The organism is Olivibacter sp. EAT-5 (assembly GCF_044784325.1).
Taxonomy (GTDB): Bacteria; Bacteroidota; Bacteroidia; order Sphingobacteriales; family Sphingobacteriaceae; genus Olivibacter; species Olivibacter oleidegradans.
On the sequence record NZ_CP173028.1, the window covers coordinates 1,200,081 to 1,224,962 of the forward strand.

Annotated in this window: 25 protein-coding genes; 16 read left to right on the forward strand and 9 right to left on the reverse strand. The window is 41.9% G+C overall.

Translation table 11 applies throughout. The features are described from left to right. Positions 1-57: 57 nt before the first annotated feature. The 4 genes from ACH11B_RS04955 (at position 58) to ACH11B_RS04970 (ending at position 8,210) form a co-directional block, all read left to right on the forward strand. Positions 58-3,579: a SusC/RagA family TonB-linked outer membrane protein gene (locus ACH11B_RS04955; RefSeq protein WP_377611946.1), complete on the forward strand. Its 3,522-nt coding sequence runs from the start codon at positions 58-60 to the stop codon at positions 3,577-3,579. An 11-nt stretch (positions 3,580-3,590) separates the two neighbouring features. Next, a complete protein-coding gene (locus ACH11B_RS04960) occupies positions 3,591-5,513 on the forward strand; it encodes a RagB/SusD family nutrient uptake outer membrane protein (protein ID WP_377476614.1) in 1,923 nt (640 codons plus the stop codon). Between the two features lie 59 nt (positions 5,514-5,572). Beyond that, a complete protein-coding gene (locus ACH11B_RS04965) occupies positions 5,573-7,030 on the forward strand; it encodes a sulfatase (protein WP_377611948.1) in 1,458 nt (485 codons plus the stop codon). Between the two features lie 61 nt (positions 7,031-7,091). Beyond that, positions 7,092-8,210 carry a glycoside hydrolase family 88 protein gene (locus ACH11B_RS04970; protein WP_013664244.1) on the forward strand — a complete coding sequence of 373 codons (1,119 nt, stop codon included), beginning with the start codon at positions 7,092-7,094 and terminating at the stop codon, positions 8,208-8,210. A gap of 18 nt (positions 8,211-8,228) precedes the next feature. Here the strand turns inward: ACH11B_RS04970 and ACH11B_RS04975 are convergent, their stop codons facing one another. The 3 genes from ACH11B_RS04975 to ACH11B_RS04985 all read right to left on the reverse strand — a co-directional run bounded on the left by ACH11B_RS04975 (position 8,229) and on the right by ACH11B_RS04985 (position 10,797). Next, positions 8,229-9,041, reverse strand: coding sequence for an AraC family transcriptional regulator (locus tag ACH11B_RS04975; RefSeq protein ID WP_130854879.1), 813 nt, complete (start codon positions 9,039-9,041; stop codon positions 8,229-8,231). Positions 9,042-9,083: 42 nt separating this feature from the next. Further along, positions 9,084-10,055 (reverse strand): aldo/keto reductase, encoded by a 972-nt coding sequence (locus ACH11B_RS04980; protein ID WP_130854878.1) that lies wholly within the window; start codon positions 10,053-10,055, stop codon positions 9,084-9,086. Positions 10,056-10,254: 199 nt separating this feature from the next. Further along, positions 10,255-10,797 carry a GNAT family N-acetyltransferase gene (locus ACH11B_RS04985; RefSeq protein ID WP_377611950.1) on the reverse strand — a complete coding sequence of 181 codons (543 nt, stop codon included), beginning with the start codon at positions 10,795-10,797 and terminating at the stop codon, positions 10,255-10,257. Positions 10,798-10,855: 58 nt separating this feature from the next. Between ACH11B_RS04985 and ACH11B_RS04990 the strand changes: the two genes are divergently transcribed. Next, a complete protein-coding gene (locus tag ACH11B_RS04990) occupies positions 10,856-11,359 on the forward strand; it encodes a DinB family protein (RefSeq protein ID WP_013664248.1) in 504 nt (167 codons plus the stop codon). Positions 11,360-11,396: 37 nt separating this feature from the next. Here the strand turns inward: ACH11B_RS04990 and ACH11B_RS04995 are convergent, their stop codons facing one another. The 3 genes from ACH11B_RS04995 to ACH11B_RS05005 all read right to left on the reverse strand — a co-directional run bounded on the left by ACH11B_RS04995 (position 11,397) and on the right by ACH11B_RS05005 (position 14,000). After that, positions 11,397-12,467 (reverse strand): NAD(P)H-dependent flavin oxidoreductase, encoded by a 1,071-nt coding sequence (locus ACH11B_RS04995; protein WP_377611953.1) that lies wholly within the window; start codon positions 12,465-12,467, stop codon positions 11,397-11,399. 190 nt (positions 12,468-12,657) lie between these two features. Continuing rightward, positions 12,658-13,461 carry an HAEPLYID family protein gene (locus ACH11B_RS05000; protein ID WP_377611955.1) on the reverse strand — a complete coding sequence of 268 codons (804 nt, stop codon included), beginning with the start codon at positions 13,459-13,461 and terminating at the stop codon, positions 12,658-12,660. 161 nt (positions 13,462-13,622) lie between these two features. Next, positions 13,623-14,000 (reverse strand): hypothetical protein, encoded by a 378-nt coding sequence (locus tag ACH11B_RS05005; RefSeq protein ID WP_013664252.1) that lies wholly within the window; start codon positions 13,998-14,000, stop codon positions 13,623-13,625. A 530-nt stretch (positions 14,001-14,530) separates the two neighbouring features. On the opposite strand from ACH11B_RS05005, the gene ACH11B_RS05010 reads away from it, so the two are divergent. Both ACH11B_RS05010 and ACH11B_RS05015 read left to right on the forward strand, forming a co-directional pair. After that, entirely contained in the window at positions 14,531-14,674 is a 144-nt protein-coding gene (locus tag ACH11B_RS05010; protein WP_157622183.1) for a hypothetical protein, read from the forward strand. Positions 14,675-14,904: 230 nt separating this feature from the next. Beyond that, a complete protein-coding gene (locus ACH11B_RS05015) occupies positions 14,905-16,098 on the forward strand; it encodes an MFS transporter (protein ID WP_377611957.1) in 1,194 nt (397 codons plus the stop codon). Positions 16,099-16,103: 5 nt separating this feature from the next. Here ACH11B_RS05015 and ACH11B_RS05020 read toward each other — a convergent pair whose 3' ends face one another. Continuing rightward, positions 16,104-16,955, reverse strand: coding sequence for a class I SAM-dependent methyltransferase (locus ACH11B_RS05020; RefSeq protein WP_377611959.1), 852 nt, complete (start codon positions 16,953-16,955; stop codon positions 16,104-16,106). A gap of 136 nt (positions 16,956-17,091) precedes the next feature. Further along, positions 17,092-17,886, reverse strand: coding sequence for a DUF6597 domain-containing transcriptional factor (locus ACH11B_RS05025; protein ID WP_377611961.1), 795 nt, complete (start codon positions 17,884-17,886; stop codon positions 17,092-17,094). Between the two features lie 293 nt (positions 17,887-18,179). Between ACH11B_RS05025 and ACH11B_RS05030 the strand changes: the two genes are divergently transcribed. The 7 genes from ACH11B_RS05030 (at position 18,180) to ACH11B_RS05060 (ending at position 22,928) form a co-directional block, all read left to right on the forward strand. After that, positions 18,180-19,808, forward strand: a complete 1,629-nt coding sequence (locus tag ACH11B_RS05030) for an arylsulfatase (protein WP_377611962.1) — start codon at positions 18,180-18,182, stop codon at positions 19,806-19,808. Between the two features lie 49 nt (positions 19,809-19,857). Beyond that, positions 19,858-20,295 (forward strand): NIPSNAP family protein, encoded by a 438-nt coding sequence (locus ACH11B_RS05035; protein WP_013664258.1) that lies wholly within the window; start codon positions 19,858-19,860, stop codon positions 20,293-20,295. A 135-nt stretch (positions 20,296-20,430) separates the two neighbouring features. Then, positions 20,431-20,754, forward strand: a complete 324-nt coding sequence (locus tag ACH11B_RS05040; RefSeq protein WP_041387956.1) for a helix-turn-helix transcriptional regulator — start codon at positions 20,431-20,433, stop codon at positions 20,752-20,754. A 5-nt stretch (positions 20,755-20,759) separates the two neighbouring features. Beyond that, a complete protein-coding gene (locus ACH11B_RS05045; protein WP_041387097.1) occupies positions 20,760-21,236 on the forward strand; it encodes an SRPBCC domain-containing protein in 477 nt (158 codons plus the stop codon). Further along, complete coding sequence (locus ACH11B_RS05050) at positions 21,233-21,637, forward strand: DoxX family protein (protein ID WP_013664261.1); 405 nt, start codon at positions 21,233-21,235, stop codon at positions 21,635-21,637. The genes ACH11B_RS05045 and ACH11B_RS05050 overlap by 4 nt, the downstream gene beginning before the upstream one ends. A 50-nt stretch (positions 21,638-21,687) precedes the next feature. Beyond that, complete coding sequence (locus ACH11B_RS05055) at positions 21,688-22,287, forward strand: YdeI family protein (RefSeq protein ID WP_013664262.1); 600 nt, start codon at positions 21,688-21,690, stop codon at positions 22,285-22,287. Positions 22,288-22,361: 74 nt separating this feature from the next. Further along, positions 22,362-22,928, forward strand: coding sequence for a DUF4256 domain-containing protein (locus ACH11B_RS05060; RefSeq protein ID WP_130854868.1), 567 nt, complete (start codon positions 22,362-22,364; stop codon positions 22,926-22,928). Positions 22,929-23,123: 195 nt separating this feature from the next. Here ACH11B_RS05060 and ACH11B_RS05065 read toward each other — a convergent pair whose 3' ends face one another. Then, positions 23,124-23,732, reverse strand: coding sequence for a very short patch repair endonuclease (locus ACH11B_RS05065; RefSeq protein ID WP_246860240.1), 609 nt, complete (start codon positions 23,730-23,732; stop codon positions 23,124-23,126). On the opposite strand from ACH11B_RS05065, the gene ACH11B_RS05070 reads away from it, so the two are divergent. Together ACH11B_RS05070 and ACH11B_RS05075 are read left to right on the forward strand one after the other, a co-directional pair. After that, entirely contained in the window at positions 23,711-23,980 is a 270-nt protein-coding gene (locus ACH11B_RS05070; RefSeq protein ID WP_377611965.1) for a DUF6010 family protein, read from the forward strand. The two genes, ACH11B_RS05065 and ACH11B_RS05070, sit on opposite strands and share 22 nt — an antisense overlap. 105 nt (positions 23,981-24,085) lie before the next feature. Beyond that, a complete protein-coding gene (locus tag ACH11B_RS05075; RefSeq protein WP_013664265.1) occupies positions 24,086-24,730 on the forward strand; it encodes a hypothetical protein in 645 nt (214 codons plus the stop codon). Positions 24,731-24,882: the final 152 nt, after the last annotated feature.

Consider the following 24,882-nt stretch of genomic DNA (forward strand, 5'->3'; position numbering starts at 1 on the left):
TTTACATCACGTATAAGGGTGTTTTATTGCCCCTATAGATACCGATTATTACTTACTATGAAATTAGCGCTTCTCTTAACGGTCGCCTTTACCATACAAGTTATGGCCGAAACCAAGGCACAAACTGTTACGCTAAATGCCCGTAATAAAACGCTTCGCGAGGTATTACTTGAAATTCAAAAACAACATGGGTATTCATTTTTGTTTCGTGGAGATAATATAGCGGATCGACGCATTACCGCTCAATTGAATCAGGTGGATTTTGTTGACGCGATGCGTGTTATATTAGATGAAAATGGATTTGCCTGGTCATTGGAAGATGGGATTATTACCATCAGGAAAACACCTCAGGTGACTGCAACACAGATAAGCCCCTTACAGCTACGGAGTTTTTCCGGACGGGTGACCGATGAACACAACACCCCATTACCGGGGGCAACCGTGAGCATTAAAGGCACAACCGCAGGTACAAAAACCAATGAAAATGGTGTTTTTGAAATCAAAACTTCCCTAGCCAACGGTATCTTCGTTTTCAGCCTAATGGGTTATGCCCCGGTAGAAGTGCCATTTAATAGCAACACAACGATAAATGTTACCTTGAAGGAAACATTGAGTGACCTCGATGAAGTAGTGGTGGTGGGATACGGTACTGCCAGAAAGAGTGACCTAACCGGGGCGATTACACAGCTGAAACCGGATGAAATTGCCGATGAAAATCCGCGTACCGTTCAAGATATTTTAAGGGGTACACCCGGTTTAACGATTGGACTGGATGCATCAGCAAAAAACGGTGGTAGTATCAACATACGTGGCCAGCGTTCAGTATATACGGAAGCGAACCATAACTCTCCTTTGTTGATTTTGGATGGGGTGATTTTCTATGGCGAGCTATCCGAAATTAATCCGGACGATATTGAACAGATCGATGTATTGAAAGATGCATCGGCAGCGGCTGTCTATGGTGCGCAGTCTGCTAACGGGGTACTCATCATTACCACAAAAAAAGGAAAGCAGGGAAAGCCCAAAATTAATTTTACCTCAAACCTAGGACTTTCAACGATGGGTGCCAACCGACCGGTTTGGGGCCCCGAGGGGTATTTACAATACAGGCAAGACTGGTACATCGCCGGTACGTATGACATCAATCCGACTACAGGTAATTACGAGCCTTATATGTCCGGTAGTACCGACGCTCTATCTGCTAAAGGTAAGCCTGGTTATTATGAAAAACTGACCCCCGAAATGCTGGCTAAATATGGAATAACGGAGGCCGATTGGCTAGCTTATTCCGTTAACGGAGCCGATGCTTCCAATGAAGAAATATTTGCCAGACGGATCGGTCTCGATCATAATGTATTAACGAATTATCTTGCCGGAAAGACCTTCGATTGGTACGATCATAGTTTCCGTAACGGTTTTAATCAAGATCATAATGTGAGTATTTCCGGTGCCAGCGATAAGATAAATTATTATATGTCCGCCGGATATTTGTCTAATCAGGGTGTTATCGTAGGCGACAATTACCGGGCTGTACGGTCGAACCTCAAAGTAGATGGTAAGGTGACAGACTGGTTAAATATTGGTGCGAATATAAATTTTCAGGATCGTACGGACGGAAACATCGCCACGGATTGGGGTAGAGCTATCACGTTAAATAGCCCTTTTGGGTCTTATCGAGATGAGAACGGGAACCTCGAAGTACACCCGCAGGGTTCCGGTCTTACGGGGCTTATTAGAGGCTATAATTATGATTTTGACAGACAATTCCAAGATCTGGAAAGTGGCTATACCGTGTTAAATTCCATTTTCACAGCTAAAATAAAACTGCCTTTTAACATTACCTATTCATTTAATGGTTCGCCCAGGTATCAGTGGTTCTACAAACGCTATTTTGCTTCATCAACACACCCGGATTGGAACCCGCTTTCTAATAATGCGGGGGTAGATCGCGAAAACAGTAAACGCTTTGACTGGTCGATCAATAACACGATTAACTGGGAGCAAACCTTTGCCGAAAAGCACCGAGTAAATATAACCCTGGTGCAGGAAGCGGAAGAGCGGCGATACTGGTGGGATGTTATCAGGGCCCGGAATATAACACCTACCGATGCGTTGGGCTTTCATGAAACGAGTGGTGGAGACAGGTTGCGAAGTGAATTTGATACCGAAGACAGTCGGCAAACGGCAGACGGTATGTTGGCCCGCCTTTTCTATTCGTATGACGATAAGTATATGTTTACGGGTTCGGTACGCAGGGATGGCTACTCGGCATTTGGTACCTCCAATCCACGGGCTACTTTTTTGTCTGCCGGATTAGCCTGGACGTTTACCAAAGAAAATTTCTTTAATTGGAATGCCATGAGTAATGGGAAACTGCGCCTGTCTTACGGACAAAATGGCAATCGTTCGCTTGCAAACCCTTATATTGCATTGGCCAACTTAGCCAATGGTGTGGGCACGCAGGGCTATATCAACGCAAATGGCGACTATATACAGTATCAGTACTTACGGATAGACCGCTTAGCCAACAAGGATCTGCAGTGGGAGAAAACCGCTTCGTTCAATATCGGTTTGGACTTCGGCTTTCTGGATAATCGTATAGCAACGACCTTGGATTATTTTCAAATGTCCACTACCGACATGATCATGAACCAGTCTTTACCGAATTTTTCGGGTTTTACCAGCATTACTACCAATTTGGGTGAAGTGCAAAACAATGGATTCGAAATAGCCATCAATACACAGAACATCATGAAAAAGGACTTTAGTTGGAGCACTTCTTTTGGTTTTTCAAAATATAAAAACACCATTAAGCACCTGTATTACCAATATCAGGATGTGCTGGATGCGAATGGTAATGTGGTGGCCAGCAAAGAAGTAGACGACATTGGAAATGGATGGTTTATTGGCCAGCCTATCAGCGCTATCTGGAATTATAAAGTAACGGGAATTTGGCAGGTTGATGAAATAGACGAAGCCGCCCGGTACGGACAACGTCCCGGCGATCCTAAAGTAGCCAATAACTACACCGCCGATGATATCCAAAATGCAGACGGGAGCATGCGTCCTGTCTACAACGATAATGATAAAGAGTTTTTGGGGCAAACGCAGGCGCCTATTATGTGGTCGCTACGGAACAATTTCACTTATAAAAATTTTAACTTTTCTTTTAATATCTATTCATACTGGGGGCATAAGAGCACGAACGGGGCTTATCTGAATCAGGACAACGGAACCTCAACGATTAGCCAGGGCTTGGCAAATACTTATGAGAAACCTTATTGGACACCGGAAAACCCAAGTGATTTTTGGGCGCGATTAGAATCGAAAGGACCTGCGGGTCTTAACGCTCCCCAAAGAGTATTCGACCGATCTTTCATCAGGTTGGACAATATAAGTTTGGGCTATGCATTACCTAGTAAATTAATCTCGCGCTACCACATCGAAAATATAAGAGTTTTTGGTTCGGTTCGGAATGCGGCCGTATGGTACAAAGATAAGAATTGGCGGTATTGGGATATCGAAACTGGGGCGATGGCACCAAGAATATTCACTTTGGGGGTAAACCTAACTTTTTAAAAACATTAATTATGAAAACGAAGACTTATTATATATCGGTTATCAGTATATTATCAGTTACTTTATTGGCCAGCTGCACAAAGGATTATTTAAAGCCAGATCCACTTTCGTTTTACGAACCTGAACTTACCTTTTCAACACGTTCTGGTTTAGACGCGACCGTGGCGATGGCAGACAGGCATTTGCGTACCTATTGGAGCCATTTGGAAACAAGGGATGTATCTGTCCCGATTAGTACCGAGTATATGCTGTCGGACGTAGCGGTTTCCGGTAAAACAGACGACGGTAACATTTTTGCTGATGTGGCAACGCGCCTTACGCCGACGGACGGAATGCACGACAATCAAATAAACACGATTTCTTTTTTCTGGGATCAGACCTATATGGGTATCAAATATGCCAATACAATTACGAGTTTCATTGATAATGTGCCGGATTTGGATGACGCTACCAAGCGCGAATACCTAGGTAGAGCCTACTTTCATCGGTCTTTTCGGTATTTGGCACTTTGTTTCCAATTTGGAGATGTACCACTGGTGACGAAAATATTAACAGCACCCAAACAAAACTATAAAACTTCCAGTCGCGCAGCTATTTTGGAAATGATTACCGCGGATATGGAGAAAGCGGTGGAATGGGTGCCGGAACAATCGCAAATGGCCTATGTTGGCATGATCAATAAGGCCGCTTGCCGTCAGCTTTTAATCAAATGCTACCTAGCCACGGGCCAGTGGGATAAGGCAATTGAACAGGCCAATATACTGATTGATCGTTCGGGATATGCATTGATGACGGAAAACTTTGGTACATTTGATAATCCCTCTCCTATTGCATGGCCTGTTACCCGCAATGTGATATGGGACTTGCATCGCCCTATAAATAAAGCTATCGTAGCAAATAAAGAAGCGATCCTGGTAATGCCTAATCGCGAGGGCACAGATGCTACCATTCGGTATAAATCGATGCGCAACTGGGGTCCTATGTGGAACCAGGCGGCATTGAAATCACCCAGTGGAAAGGTTCTGTTGGCTGCCGCCAAAACCGATTCTAAATATAGAGCTGAATATGACATTAATGGTTCGGTAGGCAGAGGGATCGGATTGATAAGACCTACTCATTTTGCTCAATACGGTCTTTGGTCTGTTAACGGAATTGAAGATACGACTGATTTGCGGCACAACAGCACCGTCGGCAACTGGGCCCGCATGGAGATGCTTAAATATAATGATCCTACAGATGCCTATTATGGACAAAACTTGCGCCTGTACGAAGGTACCACGCTCTTATGCACCGATACAATCCGCAGCTGGTTTAATTGGCCTCACTATAAGATATACATCGATGACCCTGTATTCCTAGCAACGCCTACTTCGAACAGAAATGATGGTGGAGCTGCCGACTGGTACTGCTACCGTTTGGCAGAAACCTATCTACTAAGGGCAGAGGCACAATTTTATAAAGGAAATATTGGAATGGCGACAGCAGATGTCAATACCGTAAGAAAAAGAGCACATTGTAGCCAGTTCTATGCAAGCGTTACCATTGGTGATATCGTTAATGAGCGCGCTCGTGAACTATATATGGAAGAATGGAGACACATGGAATTAAGCCGCATATCCTATAGTTTGGCATTGAGCAATAAAGCAGACGAATGGGGTAATACGTATCAACTAAATAACTTATCAGACAACAATTATTGGTACCAGCGTATTCAACATTACAACGATTATTATAACAAAAACAAGGTAACTGTTAGGAATAGAAGCTATACCATAGCGCCTCATAATATTTATTGGCCCATTCCTCAGGATGCAATTAATTCTAACCTGTATGCCAAATTACATCAAAATCCCGGTTACAGCGGCTATGACGCAGGAGTTGAAATGTGGACTAACTGGCAGGATGCCGTAGCTGATGAAGATACTACGAATTAAGCATTACATAGGTCTATTGAATTATGTAATGGATTAATAAATCAATAAAAATCAAAAATATGATGTGCAAGAAACGATTTCTTTTCATGTTGGCAATATTTTCTTTTCAATTATTATTTGCCCAGCGTGAGACTGCCAGTCAGCCTAATATCGTCCTCATCATTGCCGATGATATTGGTTGGGGCGATATTGGCTGCTATGGCAACAAGGATGTAAGAACGCCTAATATTGACGCCTTAGGTTCTGCCGGGTTAGTATTTAAGAACATGTATCTTACAACCAGCAGTTGTAGCCCCAGTAGAAGCAGCATCATTACCGGCCGGTACCCACATAACACGGGGGCGCCGGAACTACATGATCCGCTCCCGGCAAGGCAAATCATGTTTCCGGAGATACTCAGAAAAGCAGGATATTATACAGCACTTTCGGGCAAAAACCATATGGGCCCCGCTGTAAAAAAAGCATTTGATATGATTTCGTCAGGTAAGGGCCCCGGTGCGGAGGAAGACTGGGTGTCTATCCTTCAAAACCGACCTGAGAACAAACCCTTTTTTATGTGGTTTGCTTCGCACGATGCGCACCGCGACTGGCAGTTCGATGAACGGGGTATAACACACGATCCGGAAAAGTTAAAGGTGCCGCCCATGTTATACGACGGTCCTGAAACGCGCAAAGATTTGGCGGCCTATTACCATGAGATTTCCCGTCTCGACTACTATGTTGGAAAGGTGGTGGAAGAACTTAAACATCAAGGCATTCTTGAAAACACCTATATCATTTTTATGAGTGATAACGGGAGCCCTTTTCCGCGCAACAAAGTGAGATTATATGATAGCGGTATAAAAAGCCCTTTTATTATGATCGGCCCTGGCATAAATATCGCCGAGAATAGCTCCTTATTTAGCGCCATTGATATCGCCCCTACCATGCTGGACATAGCAGGAATCGCTACAACAGATAAGCGAATACAGGGAAAAAGCTTTTTCGGGGTGCTACAAGGCCGCGAACAGATGATACGTGATTTTGTTTTTGCTGAACATAACTGGCACGTGTTTCAAGGTTACGAACGCATGGTTCGCTATAAGGATTGGGTATATATCCGAAATGGCTTCCCTGAAAGGCAGAACCTTGCCGGTGAATCAACGAAGATGTTCCCGGCAGGCAAAGAACTTTGGGAAGCTTATGAGAGAGGCTTGACCAACGCAGCGCAGGAAGATGTTTTCCTGAAGCCGCGAAAGCCAGAAGAACTCTATAACCTATCCGGAGATACCTTTCAGTTTACCAATGTGGCAGAGGTGGGCAGTAATCAGAAGATACTAGCTTATCTGCGAAAGGTTCTTGATGAATGGATCGTAGAGACCGGTGATTCGAAGCCTCAAAACCCTACACCGGATCGGGACGATGTGGAAGGAAATCGACTTCCGGGAGCGTGGAAGAAAAGAGAGAAGCCAGGTGAACGGAACGAAGCTGATACCATAAACCGATCCGGTCCTATACTTGAAAAGGATCTCAGATAGCAAAACGATTAATCATGCTTTCAAAAAAACTTAAATTTTCTCATAATTAAAAAACCATTCAATGAAGTATTTAAAAAAACCATTTTTGTTATTACTAACAGTATGTTCGTTTCAAATCTTATTGGCGCAAAATGTGTTGACCAACTTTCCGAAAGGATCAACGCCGACGGAAGTTGGTAAACGATTGGCTTATCATTTTATAGATGGGAGGCATGAGCTATATGCCGGACGGTTTATCCATTATGCAGAGGTATGCACCTGGAATGGCGCTTTGGACTATGCTGTAAAAACTAATGACCAGAAGCTTATTAAACTCCTGCAGGAAAAATTTGAACCTTTTTTTACAACAGAAAGGGTATTATTGCCTCCCATGAACCATGTGGATTATAATATGTTTGGAAGTCTCGCACTCAAGCTTTATCAGATAACAAAAGAAGAGCGCTATAAAACTTTAGGACTGGCCTATGCTGATTCGCAATGGAATGTGCCAACAAATGCTAAAGCAGAGGAAAAAGCCTGGGCAGATAAGGGGTACTCCTGGCAGACACGTCTTTGGATTGACGATATGTATATGATTACGGTTGTACAAAGTGAAGCATATAAAGTGACGGGTGATCGTAAATACCTGGATCGAGCGGCAAAGGAAATGGTACTTTACTTAAATGAGTTACAGCGTCCCAATGGCCTTTTCTACCACGCTCCTGACGTCCCCTATTATTGGGCGAGAGGCGCCGGATGGATGGCAGTAGGAATGCCAAATCTGTTAAGGTTATTACCTTTAGACCATCCAGATCGATCACGTATTATGGAAGGTTATTTGACAATGATGAAGAGTTTGAAAAATTATCAGGGGGAAAGTGGTATGTGGAACCAGCTTATTGATGAACCTGATTTCTGGCCGGAAACCTCAGGAACAGGGATGTTCGCTTACGCTTTTATTGTTGGTGTGAAGGAAGGGTGGTTGGATGCGGCATCCTACGCTCCGGCTGCACGCAAAGCGTGGCTGGCGATGGTTCCTTACATTGACCAGCGTAATAATGTAACCGAGGTTTGCATCGGTACCGGCAAAAAGAATGACAAACAGTATTATCACGACCGTCCGCGAAATGCTGGAGATCTTCATGGGCAAGCACCTTACCTTTGGTGTGCAGCTGCGCTACTGGAAAAAGGCACAAAATAGTCGAACTCTCGAAAACTTTTAGAGCACCCACTCAGTGGGTGCTTTGCCGAATTTCTTCTTAAAAGCGTGTGAAAAATGTGAAAGACTTTCAAATCCGAGATCAAGGTAGATGGCAGAGGGCTTCTTGTTCTTTCTTTCTATAAGATGTCGGGCTTCGGCCAGTCTTCTTTCTTGCAGCCAATGGCGAGGTGCCATGCCGAATATCTTATGGAAATCACGCTTGAAACTAGCCAGGCTTCTTCCTGTAAGCCCGGCAAATTTTTCAATAGGAATGTTATAATGAAAATTATTCAACATAAATTTTTCCAAATCGATCTTATAGGGCTCAGAAAAATCGAACAAAAATTCTTTGAGCTGAGGCATGGTATTAAGCAACAGATATACGACCTCTTTTACTTTTAACAAGCCTAACGTATTGATTATTTTTTCCTCAGGATGACGAATATAGGGAATAATGGATTGAAAAAAGGCCGCTAAAAAATCGTTTTCAGGGATGAGAATATTGGAAGGTCCGGCATATTTTTGTCCTATCTCAATTTGCTCTTCAAGCGCAATCTGCCGTAACAAATCTTCTTGCAGGCTTATAACAATCGTCTGATAGTCCTCATTCTCCAAGGGCGTTTTAGTAATCTCTCCCAGCTGATTTTTTCGCATTAATAACATCTGGCCGCGACTCATTGAAATTTTTTGATCCGCAGTTTCCAACGTGAAATAGCCTGAAACTAGCAACACCAAGATGTTGTGCCCCAAGAATGCTCCTTTTTCCTTCCTCTTACTTGAAAGATAGGAAAAAAAAATTACTCCAGGGACTATTTCGGTTGGACTCGTCATGATGTAAAGATATAAAACAGACAGAATTTATGCGTAGTCCGATTAGCGCTGTAAATAAGTACCACCGAGTATTGCATTGGGTGAAAAATGTGTATTGAGGGCGTTCATCTCCTCTGCCGTGAAGTTTATTTCCATCGCTTGCATATTCTCCGGTAGCCGGGATCTCCTGCTCATGCTTACCAATGGCATTACATGATCACCTTGTTTATTTACCCAAGCAATGGCTAGCTGCGTTGGCGTGCATTCTTTTTCTTTCGCCATTTGCTTTAAAAATTCCACTTTTTCCAGATTCCTAATCAGATTCTCTCCTTGAAAACGCGCGAAGTGATTTTGGTAGCTATCGGCCGGAAGCGGCGCTTTCATTTCACCGGTGAGTAAACCTTCGGCCGTATTGGCAAAGGCTACTACACCTATACCTAGCTCTTTAGCAGTGGGAAGCAGATCATGCTCGATTTGACGGTCAGCCAATGAATAACCTATTTCCAATGCCGACACCGGGTAAACACTATTCGCTTTTCGTAGTTGTTCGGCCGTTATTTCTGAGACACCGAGGTGACGTACCTTTCCTTCTTTAATCAGGTCTGCAATAGTTCCTATAATATCTTCTACCGGAACACTGTTATCCATTCTACAGGGTTGATAAAGATCGATGGTATCTATTCCCAACCTAACTAAAGAATAATTTATGAAATTTTTGATGGCTATGGGGCGTAAGTCGAGCCCAATCCATTGGCCTCCATAAAAGATCGCACCAAACTTGACGCTTATGAAAGCCTCATCGCGTCTATTCTTAATGGCTTTACCTACTAATAATTCGTTGTGACCACTACCGTAAAAGTCGCCTGTGTTCAAAAAATTAATACCATTGTCTAAGGCCATTTGAATGGTAGCGATGCTTTCCTTTTCATCGTTCACCTGTCCTCCCCAAACGGGCGACATGCGCATACATCCTAGTCCGAGCTTGGACACAAGTGGTCCATTTTTACCTAAGGTTATCTTTGTTATTGTTGCCATTGCTGCTATTTTATGATTAACGGTATAAAGGTCCGTTTTTTTGCGCCGAGATTGCTTTCTCTTACGGCTCAATTTACTTGTCTGGACGGCTCAAGTATCGAGCTGATACGGTGTTCAACCAGTTTTAAGGGGGTAAACAATCTTTCTTGTCGTGAACCGAATTAGGATTCTGTCTTTTATGGCGTTAATGGCTTAGCCCTCATAGAAAACGGAGATACCAAAAGAGTGCAGTTTCTGCCTTTTCTGTTTGGATACCGCTATACAGGTACTGATCATAGCCTCCGAGGATAAACCCGTACTGCTTGTAGAATTTACAAGCGGCAACATTATTATTTTGCGTCTCCAAACGTAGTCCTGCCAACCCTTCTTGTTGTGCCCAATTAGCCGCGGCATTCATCAACAATTTTGCCGCGCCTAAACGACGCAGACCCTGATCAACCGCGAGATCATCGATGGAAGCATAGCCATTCCAAAAGTGGGAAACAGCAATGTAGCCTCTTGGTCTAAAATCGAGATCATCAACAACAAATAAGGCAGCCTCGGCATTACCGATATGCTCTTTTAAAGAGGTTGCATCAAAATCATATATTTTTTCGTACGGAACAGCAAGCGTACTTTCTATGAGATCAGATCCGTCAAAGGGTTCAATAAAAACGGACCGAACCTCAAATGCGTAAAAACCCTCTGCCAATTGAGCGACGTCTCCTTCACGCGCCTCTCTAACTTTAAAGTGCCTTGTCATCCAGAATAAGACTTGTAAAAAAAATGCAATTTAGTTAAGTTTGTGAAAACAACCGATTATGATACTAGAATCCCTAATTGCTGAATTTGAATACGAAGTAAACAGTACTAGAAAACTATTACAAGCTGTACCGGAAAGAGATATTAATTACAAACCTTCTACCATTTCATGGACAATGGGCGAGCTCGCGCAACATATCGCTACCATATATTACTGGTATGTGGGTACACTTACACAAGATGTGTACGACTTAGCGGCAGATCACCTTGAACGCGGAGAGGCGGTTGATATCAAAGCAACTATTGAACTTTTTGAAGAAAATGTGGAAAGGGCACGGGCGGCATTGAAATCGATAAAGGAAGAAAACTTGCAAGACCCGTGGACCATGAAAGTGGGCGAACGTACGGTACTTGGACCGATGCCGCGAGGTATTGTAGCGCGAAGTTTTCTTTTTAATCATATTTATCATCACCGTGGCGAATTGATTGTTTATCTTCGTGCCACCGGCAATAAGGTGCCAGGCCTTTACGGACCAACCTACGAAGAAATGACAGGGCGCTAATAAAGCCCCTGTCAAGCAGATGCAACAACATAAGGTATCAAGCTAATAAAATGGATGCTTCTTGAACTAAGGATCCCATTAATCCGGCTGCATTACGATGAATAAAGCTTTGTGCGTGCTGGCCTGCCCAAAAGTTTACTAAATCTGTTTTTCCCTGCTCTAACGCAGCTTTTTTTAACGGTGCCAACAATTTTGTATGTAAGGGAAATGGCAGTACCTCTTGCTCAAAGGGGATTTCGTCAGCAATACGATTTTTGATCATCCTACCCATTCTTCCGGTAAGCGATTTCGATACAACGGTATATCTACTCTCGTCTGAAAAAAGCTTAGCACGATGCGTCGCGGTTGCGTTACACTCTTCGCAAGCAACGAAGGCTGTGCCCAACTGTACGGCATCAGCTCCCAAATTGAATGCCGCTGCAATCCCCTTCCCATTGGATATCCCCCCCGCTGCAATGATTGGAATTTTAACCTTGGACTTCAGTTGCTGTAGAAGGGCGAACAATCCGGTAAACGACTCCTGAGGCGAGCGAAGAAAAGAAGGTCGATGCCCACCTGCTTCAAAGCCGGCAGCCACGAGGGCATCAACTCCTGCTTCTTCTAACAGAAGTGCTTCATCAAGCGTTGTGGCAGCACCCACTGTTCGAATATTCAGTCGTTTACATTCTCGAAGGATCTCAGATGATGGCGCACCGAATATAAAGCTGAATACTGTCGGCTTAATTTCGAATATAACCTCAACCTGACTTTCGAATTTGGATGGGATATCTGTGGATAAGTCTGGCATTGGAATGCTTAGTTCATCGAAATAGGGCTTGAATTGTTGCTTCACCTGTTCCACCTTTTTCACGGAATAGTCCGTCAGCCGTTCATCAACATCTGATACCCATAAATTAAAGTTATAAGGTTTATCAGTTAACCGGCGAATAGCTTTATCCGCTTCCCTTATCTCTTGAGGCGTTAACGTGTAAGCACCAAAGCTACCTAAACCGCCCGCATTAGAAACAGCTGCCAATAATTCGGGTGTTGAAAACCCTCCTCCCATTGGACCGAGTAAAATCGGGTATTTAATACCAAACAATTCGGTGATTTTTGTTTGATTCCACATTTCTATTCGTTTTTATTATGCCTTGCCCGGAATTATACTTATGCCTCTAATATATTTAAAAGTATCCTGCAATGGAATAATTTGTTAGGTTTTTACTTTTAGGTGTTGTCAATTCTATACCCTTTGAATGGATAAGCCAAAATTGTCATTCAGCGTTGACGTAACGAGATTCAAGACGAACTTTACTTCACTAGAGTTCCAAAATCAATCGTGTCATGAAACCAGCCCTCTCAGTTGTATTCCTTAATGGCACTCCTATTACGAGGCCGACAGATACTGCATGGTTTAATGCCAGCTTTAGCTGTGGATGCAGTACACTATGCCATCCGGCCACATCCTTTTCCTGGTTACATTCTATTCCCAAAAAATATCCTCCATCCCATACATAATGGATACTTGTATGTAATTGATATCCTATGTAATTATCCCTTTTACTGGAAGAAAACATCCACTCGGGCCCGGTGTACAATAAGGAGTGGACATGTTTTCCCCATCGTCTTGCTATGATTAGTATTGGATTCTCTGAGACTCCTTTCATTAATTGGTGTCGATGGCGAATAGAATAAAAAGAGTGAAAACGAAATTCATGTATAAAAGCAAATGCCATGGAAGTTTGCCAATCTTCAGACACCAAAAAGGTATACTGGTTCGCCCACTTAAGCCCTTCTATCCGATTACTCGGAACATTTGCCAACGGATCCGAATGATTTCCTTTATAAAACGAAAAATCAGTTTCCACCTCCATTCCCCATCGATTTGCGACAGCGAATTCGAACTCCGCAAACCCTCCCATTTCCTTGTATCTCCCGTTTATTCCGTAACTCAAACCGATGTTAATCTCTTTTTCTCCTTTGTGAGCGCCGAGATCACGTATTAAATCCATATAAAGTGGTTCGGCATGCTTTAGCTTTAGCGGTAATGTACCTGACTCCACTTGGGCACAGCTGTTTTTGGTAGTCGCAAGCAGCAACATCAATAGTATCCATTTTATCATCCAATGTTCCTTTGTTTAATGGCAAGCTTAGAAAGGGAAACTGGAAAGAAGTTGGAATTGCGTAAATCTCTTTTATTTTATTTAGGTGTGTTACAAGAATGAATCCTCTCAAAAAAAAGAAAGGCGACCTAAGCCGCCTTTCCTATCTATTAGGTTTGATGCTATGCCATCGCAGCAGATATACCGTATCGCTGTGATTGACGAGCTAATGCAGTATTATACTCCTCAAGTAACGAAATATATTTATCTTTCCAATACGATACCTCCTCCACATGTTGGATAGAATCGTGGAACACTTCTTTTTTGCGTTCGAACTCCATTTGAAAATCTTCGGAGTTGAAAAGCTCGGGGAATTCCCGCGAAAAGTCGTGACGTAGTGTTACACCGATCTTGAAAATAATCTCTGATTTAACTCGTGGTTGCCCGAACCAGTTATAAATTGATCTTCTATTCACTTTCATCAAACGACTTAACTCACTAATACTGTAACCGTTGCGCCTAATTACCATTTCGATAATTTCGCCATAATGTTTGTCCATAGGTATGTTTTTATTTCAGTAGCACAAAGGTGAGAAATAAAGTAAAAAGTAACAGAAGGATTAATACCTAAATTAACACAGGAAATTTCCTGTTTTTGAGAAAAAATGCTGAAACTTTCATTTGATTTCGCCTCAATATCACAAATCCTCAAAGCAGGCACATAAAATTTGTGAGCAGATTAAAACAAAAAACCCAATAAAGAAACAGATTCGCTATTTCCTTTATAGTTTTAAGATTTTTTTGTAGAACTAAAAACAATACATCAACTTGACGGTTAATTATTAACAATAAATTTTGTTTTTACTAGTTATAAAGCTCCTCGAAAGAGGGGCTTTTGCGTTATTAACCCTACATCGATCCATGCGGCCGGTAATCGTATTTATTTTGATCTCTAGTACTACATCAAAGGTAACTATTTTCATGGCCGTTAACCTAGTAATTACAAATGGAGAAACGATCCATCGCACCAAAAATGATTATAAGGATTAATATATTTCCATAACTTTGTAAGTCACTTATCGGTTACCTCATGAAAGAACTTAAAGTATCCATGCTCATAAAAAAATACCAACGCCTGATTGAGTTGGAACCCAACGAACTCAAAAGAAATATTTATCAAGCAGTTTTAGAGGATCTGATGAGTTTACTTGAAAATAAAGTAGCTCCCAAATGATAATAACACAAAAAAAAGTTTTATCTCGGAGCCCATAGGATCTTCCCTTTACCGAAAGGCAACGGATATTCATGCGGTTGGTACGCTGGGATCTGTCCAAATCAACCTCCAACAATGTCTAATTCACACCCGTTATAATCGACCGTAGGCTAGTAGTTTTGTACATTGACAAACGAATTTTTAAAAGAACATTTGAAAAAAACAAATGAACGACTTAGTCCCTTTAGTCTATGAAAATGAAATCGGCTGAATTTATTACACTCTCCGCTTGCACGATGATGCTTACCGCCTTGGGAATTGATATTATGCTGCCCGCATTTAGTGAAATTCGGAAACATTTTGGCCTCGCTGCGGAATCAAACGCCACGGCGCAAATAATAGTATTCTTTTTTATGGGGCAGATTGCACAACTCGTTTTCGGTGCACTTTCTGATCGTTTTGGCAGATTAATTATTTTGCGAATTGGATTTCCTCTATATATTATCGGCGGCATTGCTGCAACTTATGCACCCAGCCTAAGCATTATGTTAGTCGCCCGCTTTATAGCCGGAATGGGAGCATCAGCTGTTTTTATGACCGCGATCGCCGGTGTGAGGGACCGGTTTGTTGGCGATAAAATGGCTAGCATCTTATCGCTGATCTTCACCATATTTTTGTTCACACCTGTTTTTGCTCCCTTCTTAGGTCTGGCGATTCTATCTTTTTCGACTTGGCGTGCCGTATTCTTAACACCACCCTTATTTGCGGTTGTAGTATTTGTTTGGTCATTGCGGATGGAAGAGTCGCTGCCGCTTGAGAAACGCAGTAAACTGAACTGGAACACTATCAGTCAATCCATACGATCCATTCTTAGCAATAGCGTATTTCTAAGATATACAGCAGTTACCACGTTTCTTTTCACAGGTTTAAGTTCTTGGGTTTCTAGCTCTGAACATATTTTGGGAGAAATATACGGAAGACCGGAACTATTTGCATGGATCTTTGCAAGCGTTGGTTTTATTGCTGCCTTATCAGCACTTACTAATTCACGGCTTTCATCTAAGTTTGGCGCAAGACGAACCATACGAGGGCTGTTGATTGTTTACAGCCTCGTAGGAGCATTATTGCTTGCCTGCACCTTTGCTTGGGGAGATCCGCCACAGATGACTTTATTTTTTATTGCCATTGCTTTATTGGTTGGCCTTAATTTAGCAGTTGAACCAAACAGTAGTGCATTGGCAATGGAACCAATGGGCGACAGGGCAGGAATGGCATCGGCTATATATGGAACTTCATTCTTTTTCATTGGGGCGGCCTTGGGCTCGTTTATAAGCAATCTGCTGGCCAACACGGTATTCCCATTGATTGCCTCCTTTTTTTTAATTGGAATTGTTACCCTTGCTTTAGTATTCGGAGATAAACGGCCAAGCACGGCCGGGTCTTAATCGTGTTAAGTTGCTGCCAATAAAAACACTTCTCCACTCGCAGGCAAAAGCTGATCAGCTCTGTCTTTGAAATAGGTTTGCTCCATCTCTTTAGTAGAAAATACCCGCGCCTCCTTAAAACCTGCTTCCTTAGCTAAGGCCAATACCTCTTGTGGTGCAAAAAAACTCACAAATGGTGTTCCTGCTTCACGGGCGCCCTTTTCCGCAATTTGTTGTAAAGGTTTGTCTTCTTCATCCATCAATGCTAGCGGTAGATAGAAAGTCATAGCAAGTTGCGAGCCCGTGGCGAGTGAAGCGATCTGCTTCAGGGTGGATACAATAGCTTCCCGAGTAAGATATAGGGTTACACCTGTACAAACCACTACGGCAGCTTTATTTGCGTTAAATTTTGATTTTAGCAGTTCTTCCAACCACGAGGTGGCTTCAAAATCGACCGGTACAAAGTGTAAATAATCGGGTATATTATACCCTAAATCAATAAGCCGCTTTTGTTTCCATGCTAGCGTACTTGGTTGGTCTATCTCAAACACTTGAAGCTTGGACGCAATATCCGGCCTGCGTTGTACGAAGGTATCGAGCCCGGCACCAAGAATTACATACTGCTGAATACCGTGCGCACTTTGGTCAATGATTAAGTCCTCAATGAAACGGGCGCGGGCAACAATTGAAGCGCGAAGACGCTTCGTAAATTCCGGGTGCATGTCGGGTCGTTCCCGCCAACCGGCATCGGGTGCAACGAGCCTCAACCCTAGGTCATCTTCTATTATAGGCGGTTTTCCGTCCACTTCTAAATGTAAAGCTCTCCATAAAGCGGTTCTTACCGCTGTATTATCCGGTTCCATTATCTTTTGTTCCATATGTTTTTTCCTTTCTGCATGGGAGCTAAGTCCAACCAGTTAATGGTATTTTTCATGCTTTTAAATTTTCAATTCACAGCGTGCAAAAATAACGCCCCTGAACTTTTGAAAATTGTAAAAAACCGACACGACTTGTTTAGGGTCTCCGTTCGGGAAATCCCGGCATACGTTCCACAGCATCTCTTTTATATATCTTGGGGCTTACTCCCGAAAACCGTTTAAAATCGTGAATAAAATGGGATTGGTCGAAATAGTCAAGCGAATACGCAATATCTGTTAATGAAGCACTGCTGCGCTCTTTCAACAATGTAATCGATCGTTGGAAACGCATTATACGGATGTATAACTTTGGACTAATGCCAATATAGCTTTGAAAAAGGCGTTCCAATGAACGTTCAGATAGGTTAAGCTTGTTCAAAAGATGAGGAATGTTACCCCCTCTCTGCAATATCTCTATGGCATAGGTCAGCATTGTACCCGAATCTTGACGACGACCCGCAAGCCTGTTAAAGCAGGTAAAAAGACAATTTGCTTGTTCTTCCAGCGAATCAGCATGGAGCAACTGTTCGGTCAAAGAGGTTTTAATCAGATCATGAATATTTATATGCTCGTCCCTTAGCTCGTTGGCATTCAGATTGAATAAAGTTTTAAGGGCCGTCGGCCGAAAATTTATACCGCTTAGCTGAATACGCCCTTTCGCTTGTAAATTTCCATAGTGCGTTGCTTGGCCAAAAATAAACAACTGTGGTAATCGCTCCCCTCCAAAACCAGTAAATACGGCGGGATCTCGCTGAAAAATGAGTCCGGGAAAGCCACTGGACATAACCGTAAATACCCTTTGTGACATATCATCGACGGGTGCTTCCAAAGACCATAGGCAACTAATATATCGTGCTAACGATGGCGGCGGCGCTATTGTCCGATAATTCATATTCTAAACTTTGCTTTGCTAAAATACGGGATCAAAAAAAATAAAAAAAGAGCAGATACCCATAAGGCCGGATTTAACGCTTTAATAAGAGAACGTTGATCTTTAACAAAGACGCATGATCTCCATTAACTGTTGACATCAATGGCCTTTCAAAGAAATCGGTACAATTTATTCACATAATAAGTATCTTTCTTTCGTAATTTCATGTAGGTGTATTTATTATTTTTACCTGTAAATAAGTTTCATCGGCTATAGTAGTAAGTATCACGAATGCCTCAAAAGCCACAAATAACATGAAAAGAAAACCGAAAATAAATCATATAATACCACTTCTTGTCTTGACTTTTTTGCTATCTTATTTTAGAACGCTTGCGCAAGATCGTCCGAATATTATTGTGATCTTGGCAGACGATTTAGGATATGCCGACTTAGGGTGTTATGGAAGTGAAATTCCAACACCAAACCTGGATAATTTAGCTAAACGAGGTATCCGCTTTACCAATTTCTATAATACTGCTCGCTGTTGCCCTTCTCGTGCGACTTTGCTTACAGGCGTTTACACTTACCAAGCCGGTATTGGGCACATGATGGACGACAAAGGGCCTGAACATCCGGGATATCGCGGACAGTTGAATGATCACACAATCACCATCGCCGAATTATTGAAAAACGCAGGCTATTTTACCGCTATGACCGGCAAATGGCATGTCGGCCAGCCTCATGGCGTAGTTCCCTGGAAGAGAGGCTTCGATCGTTCACTGAATGCACCGGCAGGTGGTTTTTACTACGGTAACGGAAAGAACGCAAAACTTTTTTTAAATGGCCGTGCATTAGACAATAACGCTAAAGAATTACCCAAGAACTGGTACTCAACCGACTTATGGACAGACTATGGATTGCGCTTCATTGATGAAGCTATTTCAGAAAAAAAGCCCTTCTTATTATATCTGGCGCACAATGCTCCCCACTTTCCATTACAGGCTCCGGCTGCTGAAATTGAAAAATTTAAAGGTAAATATATGAAAGGTTGGGACGCATTACGACGGGAACGCTATGAAAAACAAAAGAAACTTGGGCTGATTGATCCGTCTTGGAAATTGCCACCATTCAACCCTAATGTACCTAAATGGGAAACCCTCAGTAAGAAAGAAAAAGAAAAGTATGATCACATCATGGCTATTTACGCCGCTGTAATAACGCATCTTGATAAAAGTATTGGTGATTTGGTATCGGGACTGGAAAAAAGGGGTGTATTGGACAACACACTGATTCTTTTTATATCCGATAATGGAGGAAACGCAGAACCGGGCTATGAAGCTAAGTACGAAGGCCCTGATCCTGGATCCTCACAGTCGACCGTGTTTTTAGGACAAGGGTGGGCGGAAGCTGCCTGTACACCATTTTGGTCATATAAGCATCATACCCATGAGGGAGGGATTTCTTCTCCTGCCATTATTTCCTGGCCAAATGGCATTCCTACCTCGCGAAATGGAGCGTTTGAGCGGCAATCTGCGCATATTGTAGACATACTAGCAACGCTCGCTGAGATCGGCAGGGCCGACTACCCGAACAGCTGGAAAGGAAAGGCAATTTTACCGCCTGAAGGGATTAGTTTAAAACCTGTCTTAGCTGGTCAAAGACTTAAAAGATCGCAGCCCATCTTTTGGGAACACGAAGGGAATAAGGCTGTACTAGATGGCAGATGGAAGCTTGTTGCCGAGTGGCCTGAAACATGGCAACTCTATGATCTACAAGCCGACCGCACCGAATTGCACAACTTGATATTGGAAGAACCGGAAGTGGCCGGGCGCTTAAAACAACAATATGAATCGTGGTTTAAGCGTGTAGGCGCCGAAGCATGGGATAAAGGAGTGAAGTGGTTCTATGATTATGAAAAAGCGAAAAGCGAAACAATAAAATAATTTATACTCGCCTACAATTTGTATCTTTCATGTATCAAAAAGTGACTTTATGAACTTCTTAATTTTTTTTACGCTGATTCTTTTTACGGCAACGGGCTACGCCCAGCAACCCGAGCAAACAACATCAAAAAAGATTCATCAATTAAGAATCTATGAGATTTTTGATCATAATAAAGACGCATTTCATAAAAGATTTAACGATCATGCGCTGCGTATCATGAAGTCTTATAACTTTCATATTTTAGGTATGTGGGAAGCTAAAACTGATGATAAAACTAAATTTATCTATTTATTAGAATGGCCTGATACGCAAACGATGGAAAGCTCTTGGAGTAAATTCATGGCAGATGAAGAATGGAAAAACATTAAACAGGAAACGGGAAAAACGCATGGTGTTATGGTCGGCGAAATTGAAGATATAAGAATGAATTCTGTCCCTTATTTCCCTACCTCCGGTTTATCCAACCACTTCACTCGTGGCAACTGATCAATACTAAAGGATATTCCCTGCATTAGGGCAACCTAAGTGTGCAGTACCGGCTAAAAGATAATTGAGAATTTCTTTTAAAAAAATTGCGTAGCTAAATAACTACACATATATTTGTAGTCAAATAGCTACATGATGAACTTAAGAAGAGACGTATTCCAAGCCATAGCTGATCCAACCAGAAGGGCTATACTTTTATTGCTTGCTTCGCAATCGATGACTGCGGGCACCATCGCTTCCAACTTTGATACCGCCAGGCCGACCGTTTCCAAACATCTTCAAATACTTACAGCGTGCGAATTGCTTGCTCAAGAGCAAAATGGAAGAGAGATTTACTATCACTTAAACCCTCGAAAGATGAAAGAAATTGCGGATTTTATTGAACAATTCAGGCAATTATGGGAGGATCGATTCGACAAGCTCGAGCATATTATGAAAAACTACAAAATAGATCAATAAAAATTATGAAATATAAGACGCAGGTGCATGCCGTAGATGGTAAGCAGGAATTAATGATTACGAGAGAATTTGATTTACCTCTAGAACTTCTTTTTAAGGCTCATGTAGAGCCTGAAATTGTTAAACAGTGGATGGGAACGAATGTATTAAAACTTGAAGGTAAAAAGCATGGTAGTTGGCAATTCGAAACAAGAGATGAGCAGGGAAACGTTCTTTTTCGGGCCAACGGAACAATCCACGCGTTTATTCCAAACCAAAAAATCATACGGACATTCGAAATGGAAAATGCACCTTTTGACGTTCAACTTGAGTTTCTGGAATTTGAACAACTTACGGTCGACACAAGCAAACTCACGATACACACAATATTTAGATCGGTAGCTCTTCGCGACGAAATGCTAAAGTTACCTTTTGCCCAAGGCATTAACATGGCACATAACCGTCTACAAAACATGGTAAACAAATTAAAACAAGAAAGATGAATATGCTAAATCGCTCCGCTGGCAAAGCACGAAAAATTACTTATTGGATTGCTACACTTTGGCTTTCATTGGGAATGCTTTCGACCGGAATTGTCCAATTAATAAAAATAAAAGAGGAGGTCGATGTGACATTACATTTAGGCTATCCGATCTATTTATTAACAATAATAGGTATTTGGAAAATTTTAGGTGTTGTAACGGTGCTTATTCCTAAATTTGCTTTATTAAAGGAATGGGCTTATGCAGGTTTTTTCTTTGCTATGTCGGGAGCGATATTTTCTCACATAGCATCCTGCGATCCGGTGAAAGAAATATTTCCGCCGCTACTTCTTTTAGTTTTAACGGTAATATCTTGGTATTTCAGACCGGCGGAGAGAACGCTTGTCACAGCTAACCGATAATCGAATAGACCTGGTATGCTACCGCAGACTATTAAAAAACTAAAAAAAACATGAATCCTAAAGTTGATTTCTTCTTCAATGAGGAACAAAAGTGGCAAAACGCATTTAAAAGACTAAGAACGATTATACTTGACTGTCAGCTAAGCGAAGAACTGAAGTGGGGTAATCCTTGTTACACGTTCCGAAACACTTCTCCTGATAACCAAGAAAGAAACATCGTTTTAATCCACGGATTTAAAGAATATTGCGCCCTTCTGTTTTTCAAAGGAGCTCTCTTGCAGGACATCAACGGCATCTTAATTCAGCAAACAGAAAATGTGCAGGCAGCGCGCCAAATCCGATTCACGCATGTGCAACAGATAATCGAGATGGAAGCCCTCATAAAGGCTTACATCTATGAAGCGATTGAAGTAGAAAAAGCAGGATTGAAAGTAAATTTCAAAAAGACTGCGGATTTTACAATCCCGGACGAATTTCTGCATAAGCTAAATAAAACACCGGTTTTGAAAGCTGCATTTGAAGCATTGACGCCAGGCCGGCAAAGAGCCTATATCTTTCATTTTTCTCAGCCTAAACAGGCGAAGACAAGAGAAGCGAGGATTGAAAAGTGTATACCACTAATACTGGAGGGAAAAGGATTAAACGATTAATATGTTGGTTTGATGCTTTCTGAAGTCGTAAACTAAATCATCTTAATTGAACTGAATAACAAAGCAAAAATAATATGGCAAATAATACAAAGAGGTTGTCTAAAGAGCAATCTGAAGAGCTATTCAAGACATTGAAAATGCGCTTTGAAAAAAATATGCAACGTCATAAGAATCTTGACTGGACAAAAATACAGGCACGATTGGAGGGAAATCCTGAAAAGCTCTGGTCTCTACATGAAATGGAAGTGACTGAAGGTGAACCGGACGTTGTCGGCTTAGATCAAACTACAGATGAATACATCTTTTTTGATTGTTCAGCGGAAAGCCCAAAGGGGCGTCGAAGCATTTGCTATGACCGCGTCGCACTGGATTCAAGAAAAGAACATAAACCGAAAAATAGCGCGATGGATATGGCTGCTGAAATGGGTATTGAAATGTTAACGGAAGAACAGTATCGCTCCTTACAGGAGCTTGGAAAGTTCGACATGAAGACATCCAGCTGGATAATAACACCCGAAAATATTCGAAAACTTGGCGGTGCTCTTTTTTGCGATCGGCGGTATGACCATGTCTTTGTATATCACAATGGTGCCGACTCTTATTATGCTGCTAGGGGTTTTCGTGGTTCGCTTAGGATCTAATTTGATTTAGAGGGCAAATATTAGACCTAAACAAAATAAACCCCGGCATTAGCCGGGGTTCGAAACAAGTACATATAAATATTTAATATATTATTTTAACGTTTATCTTTTTAAATTGGTATCACTAAGATTAAAATCCGCGAGGAATACCATCTGCGTCTTGTAACCGTAAACTCATAAATTGAATTACTCGGATCAAGGTATTTTAATCTCTCTGGCCGTTTCTACATAAAGCATAATCTGATTGACAACCCGTGGTAGATTTCTTTTCACCTCGTCTGACCAAAAACGAAAAACAGTATAGCCCATTTCTCTAAGTTTTTCATGATTGATACGGTCTTTCTGCATGTTACGTTCAATTTTGGGTATCCAGAATGCCTTGTTGCTTTTAATTTGATGTTTGTTCTTTTCCCAATTATAACCATGCCAAAATTCACCGTCAACAAAAATTGCCAATTTGTATTTTTTTATAACGATATCGGGTTTGCCGGGTAAGGCCTTATCATGTAATCTAAAACGCAGATTTTTGGCCCAAAGCGCACGACGCAGCGTCAACTCCGGTTTAGAGTTTTTGCCTTTCACACGCGACATGTTGTAACTACGCTGCTTCGTAGTATAAAAGCCGGCCGCCTCTTCAAAACGTGGCACCTTAATGGGATCTTCGCCTGCGGGATGAAATACCATAACACAAAGATAACACTCTTTAATGAGGCTTGTTTTAAGGCTGTCTATTACAATGTACATGCGTAAGAATCGCTGGCGCCACTTATTGGAGCGGGGGCTTGGGCCTTCTTGAATTTCCATTACGTATCGTCATGATTTTTCTGTCATATAAAGGACTTAAGAATTACAATTACATTGCTATTGGATGGCTAGTCCATACTGTTTACGACTTGCTCCATCATTTTTACGGAAATCCCATTGTCCCTATGTCACCAAGCTCATCAGCAGGGTGTGCCGTATGCGATCCGGTGCTCGCTATCTGGTTCTTTATGGGCGCTCCCTCCGTTTTCGAGCTTTTCAAAAAGAGAACATTTGTAGAACTCCAATAACGTTATCGCATGTATCATTTTATTGTTGGAAGGCATTTATGGCAATTTTAAAAACCGTTTGCTAAGTAGCGCGTTACTTCAGTAGAACATATAAACCGAGCACTAATGGCATCACACAAATTGTTTATCTTCCATCTTTTATCGTTGATTATTTTTTTTCACGCCGCCTGTTCGAACGGCAAGGATCCGGAAAAATATATAGGCTTTTGGCTAGACCCGGGCGATGAGTTGGCGATACCGACAGAAATTAAGCAAAAAAATGGGAAGCTTTATATCGTGATGAATGTTAATGGTGAGCAGACTGAATTACCGGCTATGTTTGATCGGGAGGGAAAATCTATCCTTGCCAAACTACCGATGCCTACAGGTAATTTGGTCGATGTGAAAGCACTTTATCTAAGTGAAAGCAAGCGCCTGCAAATGGATATCGCCGGTATGTCAAACGAACTTTCCAAAATATCTGAAGCGGTGGCAACTGAGCGCAAAAAAAAGATAAACGAATTTTATGATCCAAGCTTCTTCGTAGGTAAGTGGATTGACATAAAAACAACCAATCCGGATTCCATTGAAATTTCGAAGCAAGACGACCAGTACTTTCTTAAAACAAAACTCGATAGCACGGAAATACGCTATAATAAGCGTTTTTTTGAATGGTTTTACATGGGTAATCCCAATACGATACGTCGATTGAAAAACGGAAATATCGAATGGTCTATCGGTGCTTTACGTACGGAATATAGAAAACTGTGATTAACTACTCCAAATTTAAATTATGATCATTTTCGAACGCCAGTGTTCATAATCGAACAGTGATAGAGAATTAAAATCGTTAGCAAACACAAAAAAAAAGCGCTTTTAAAGGTGGCAAGCTTCTTGGTAGGTATCGGTTACACCCCTACTTT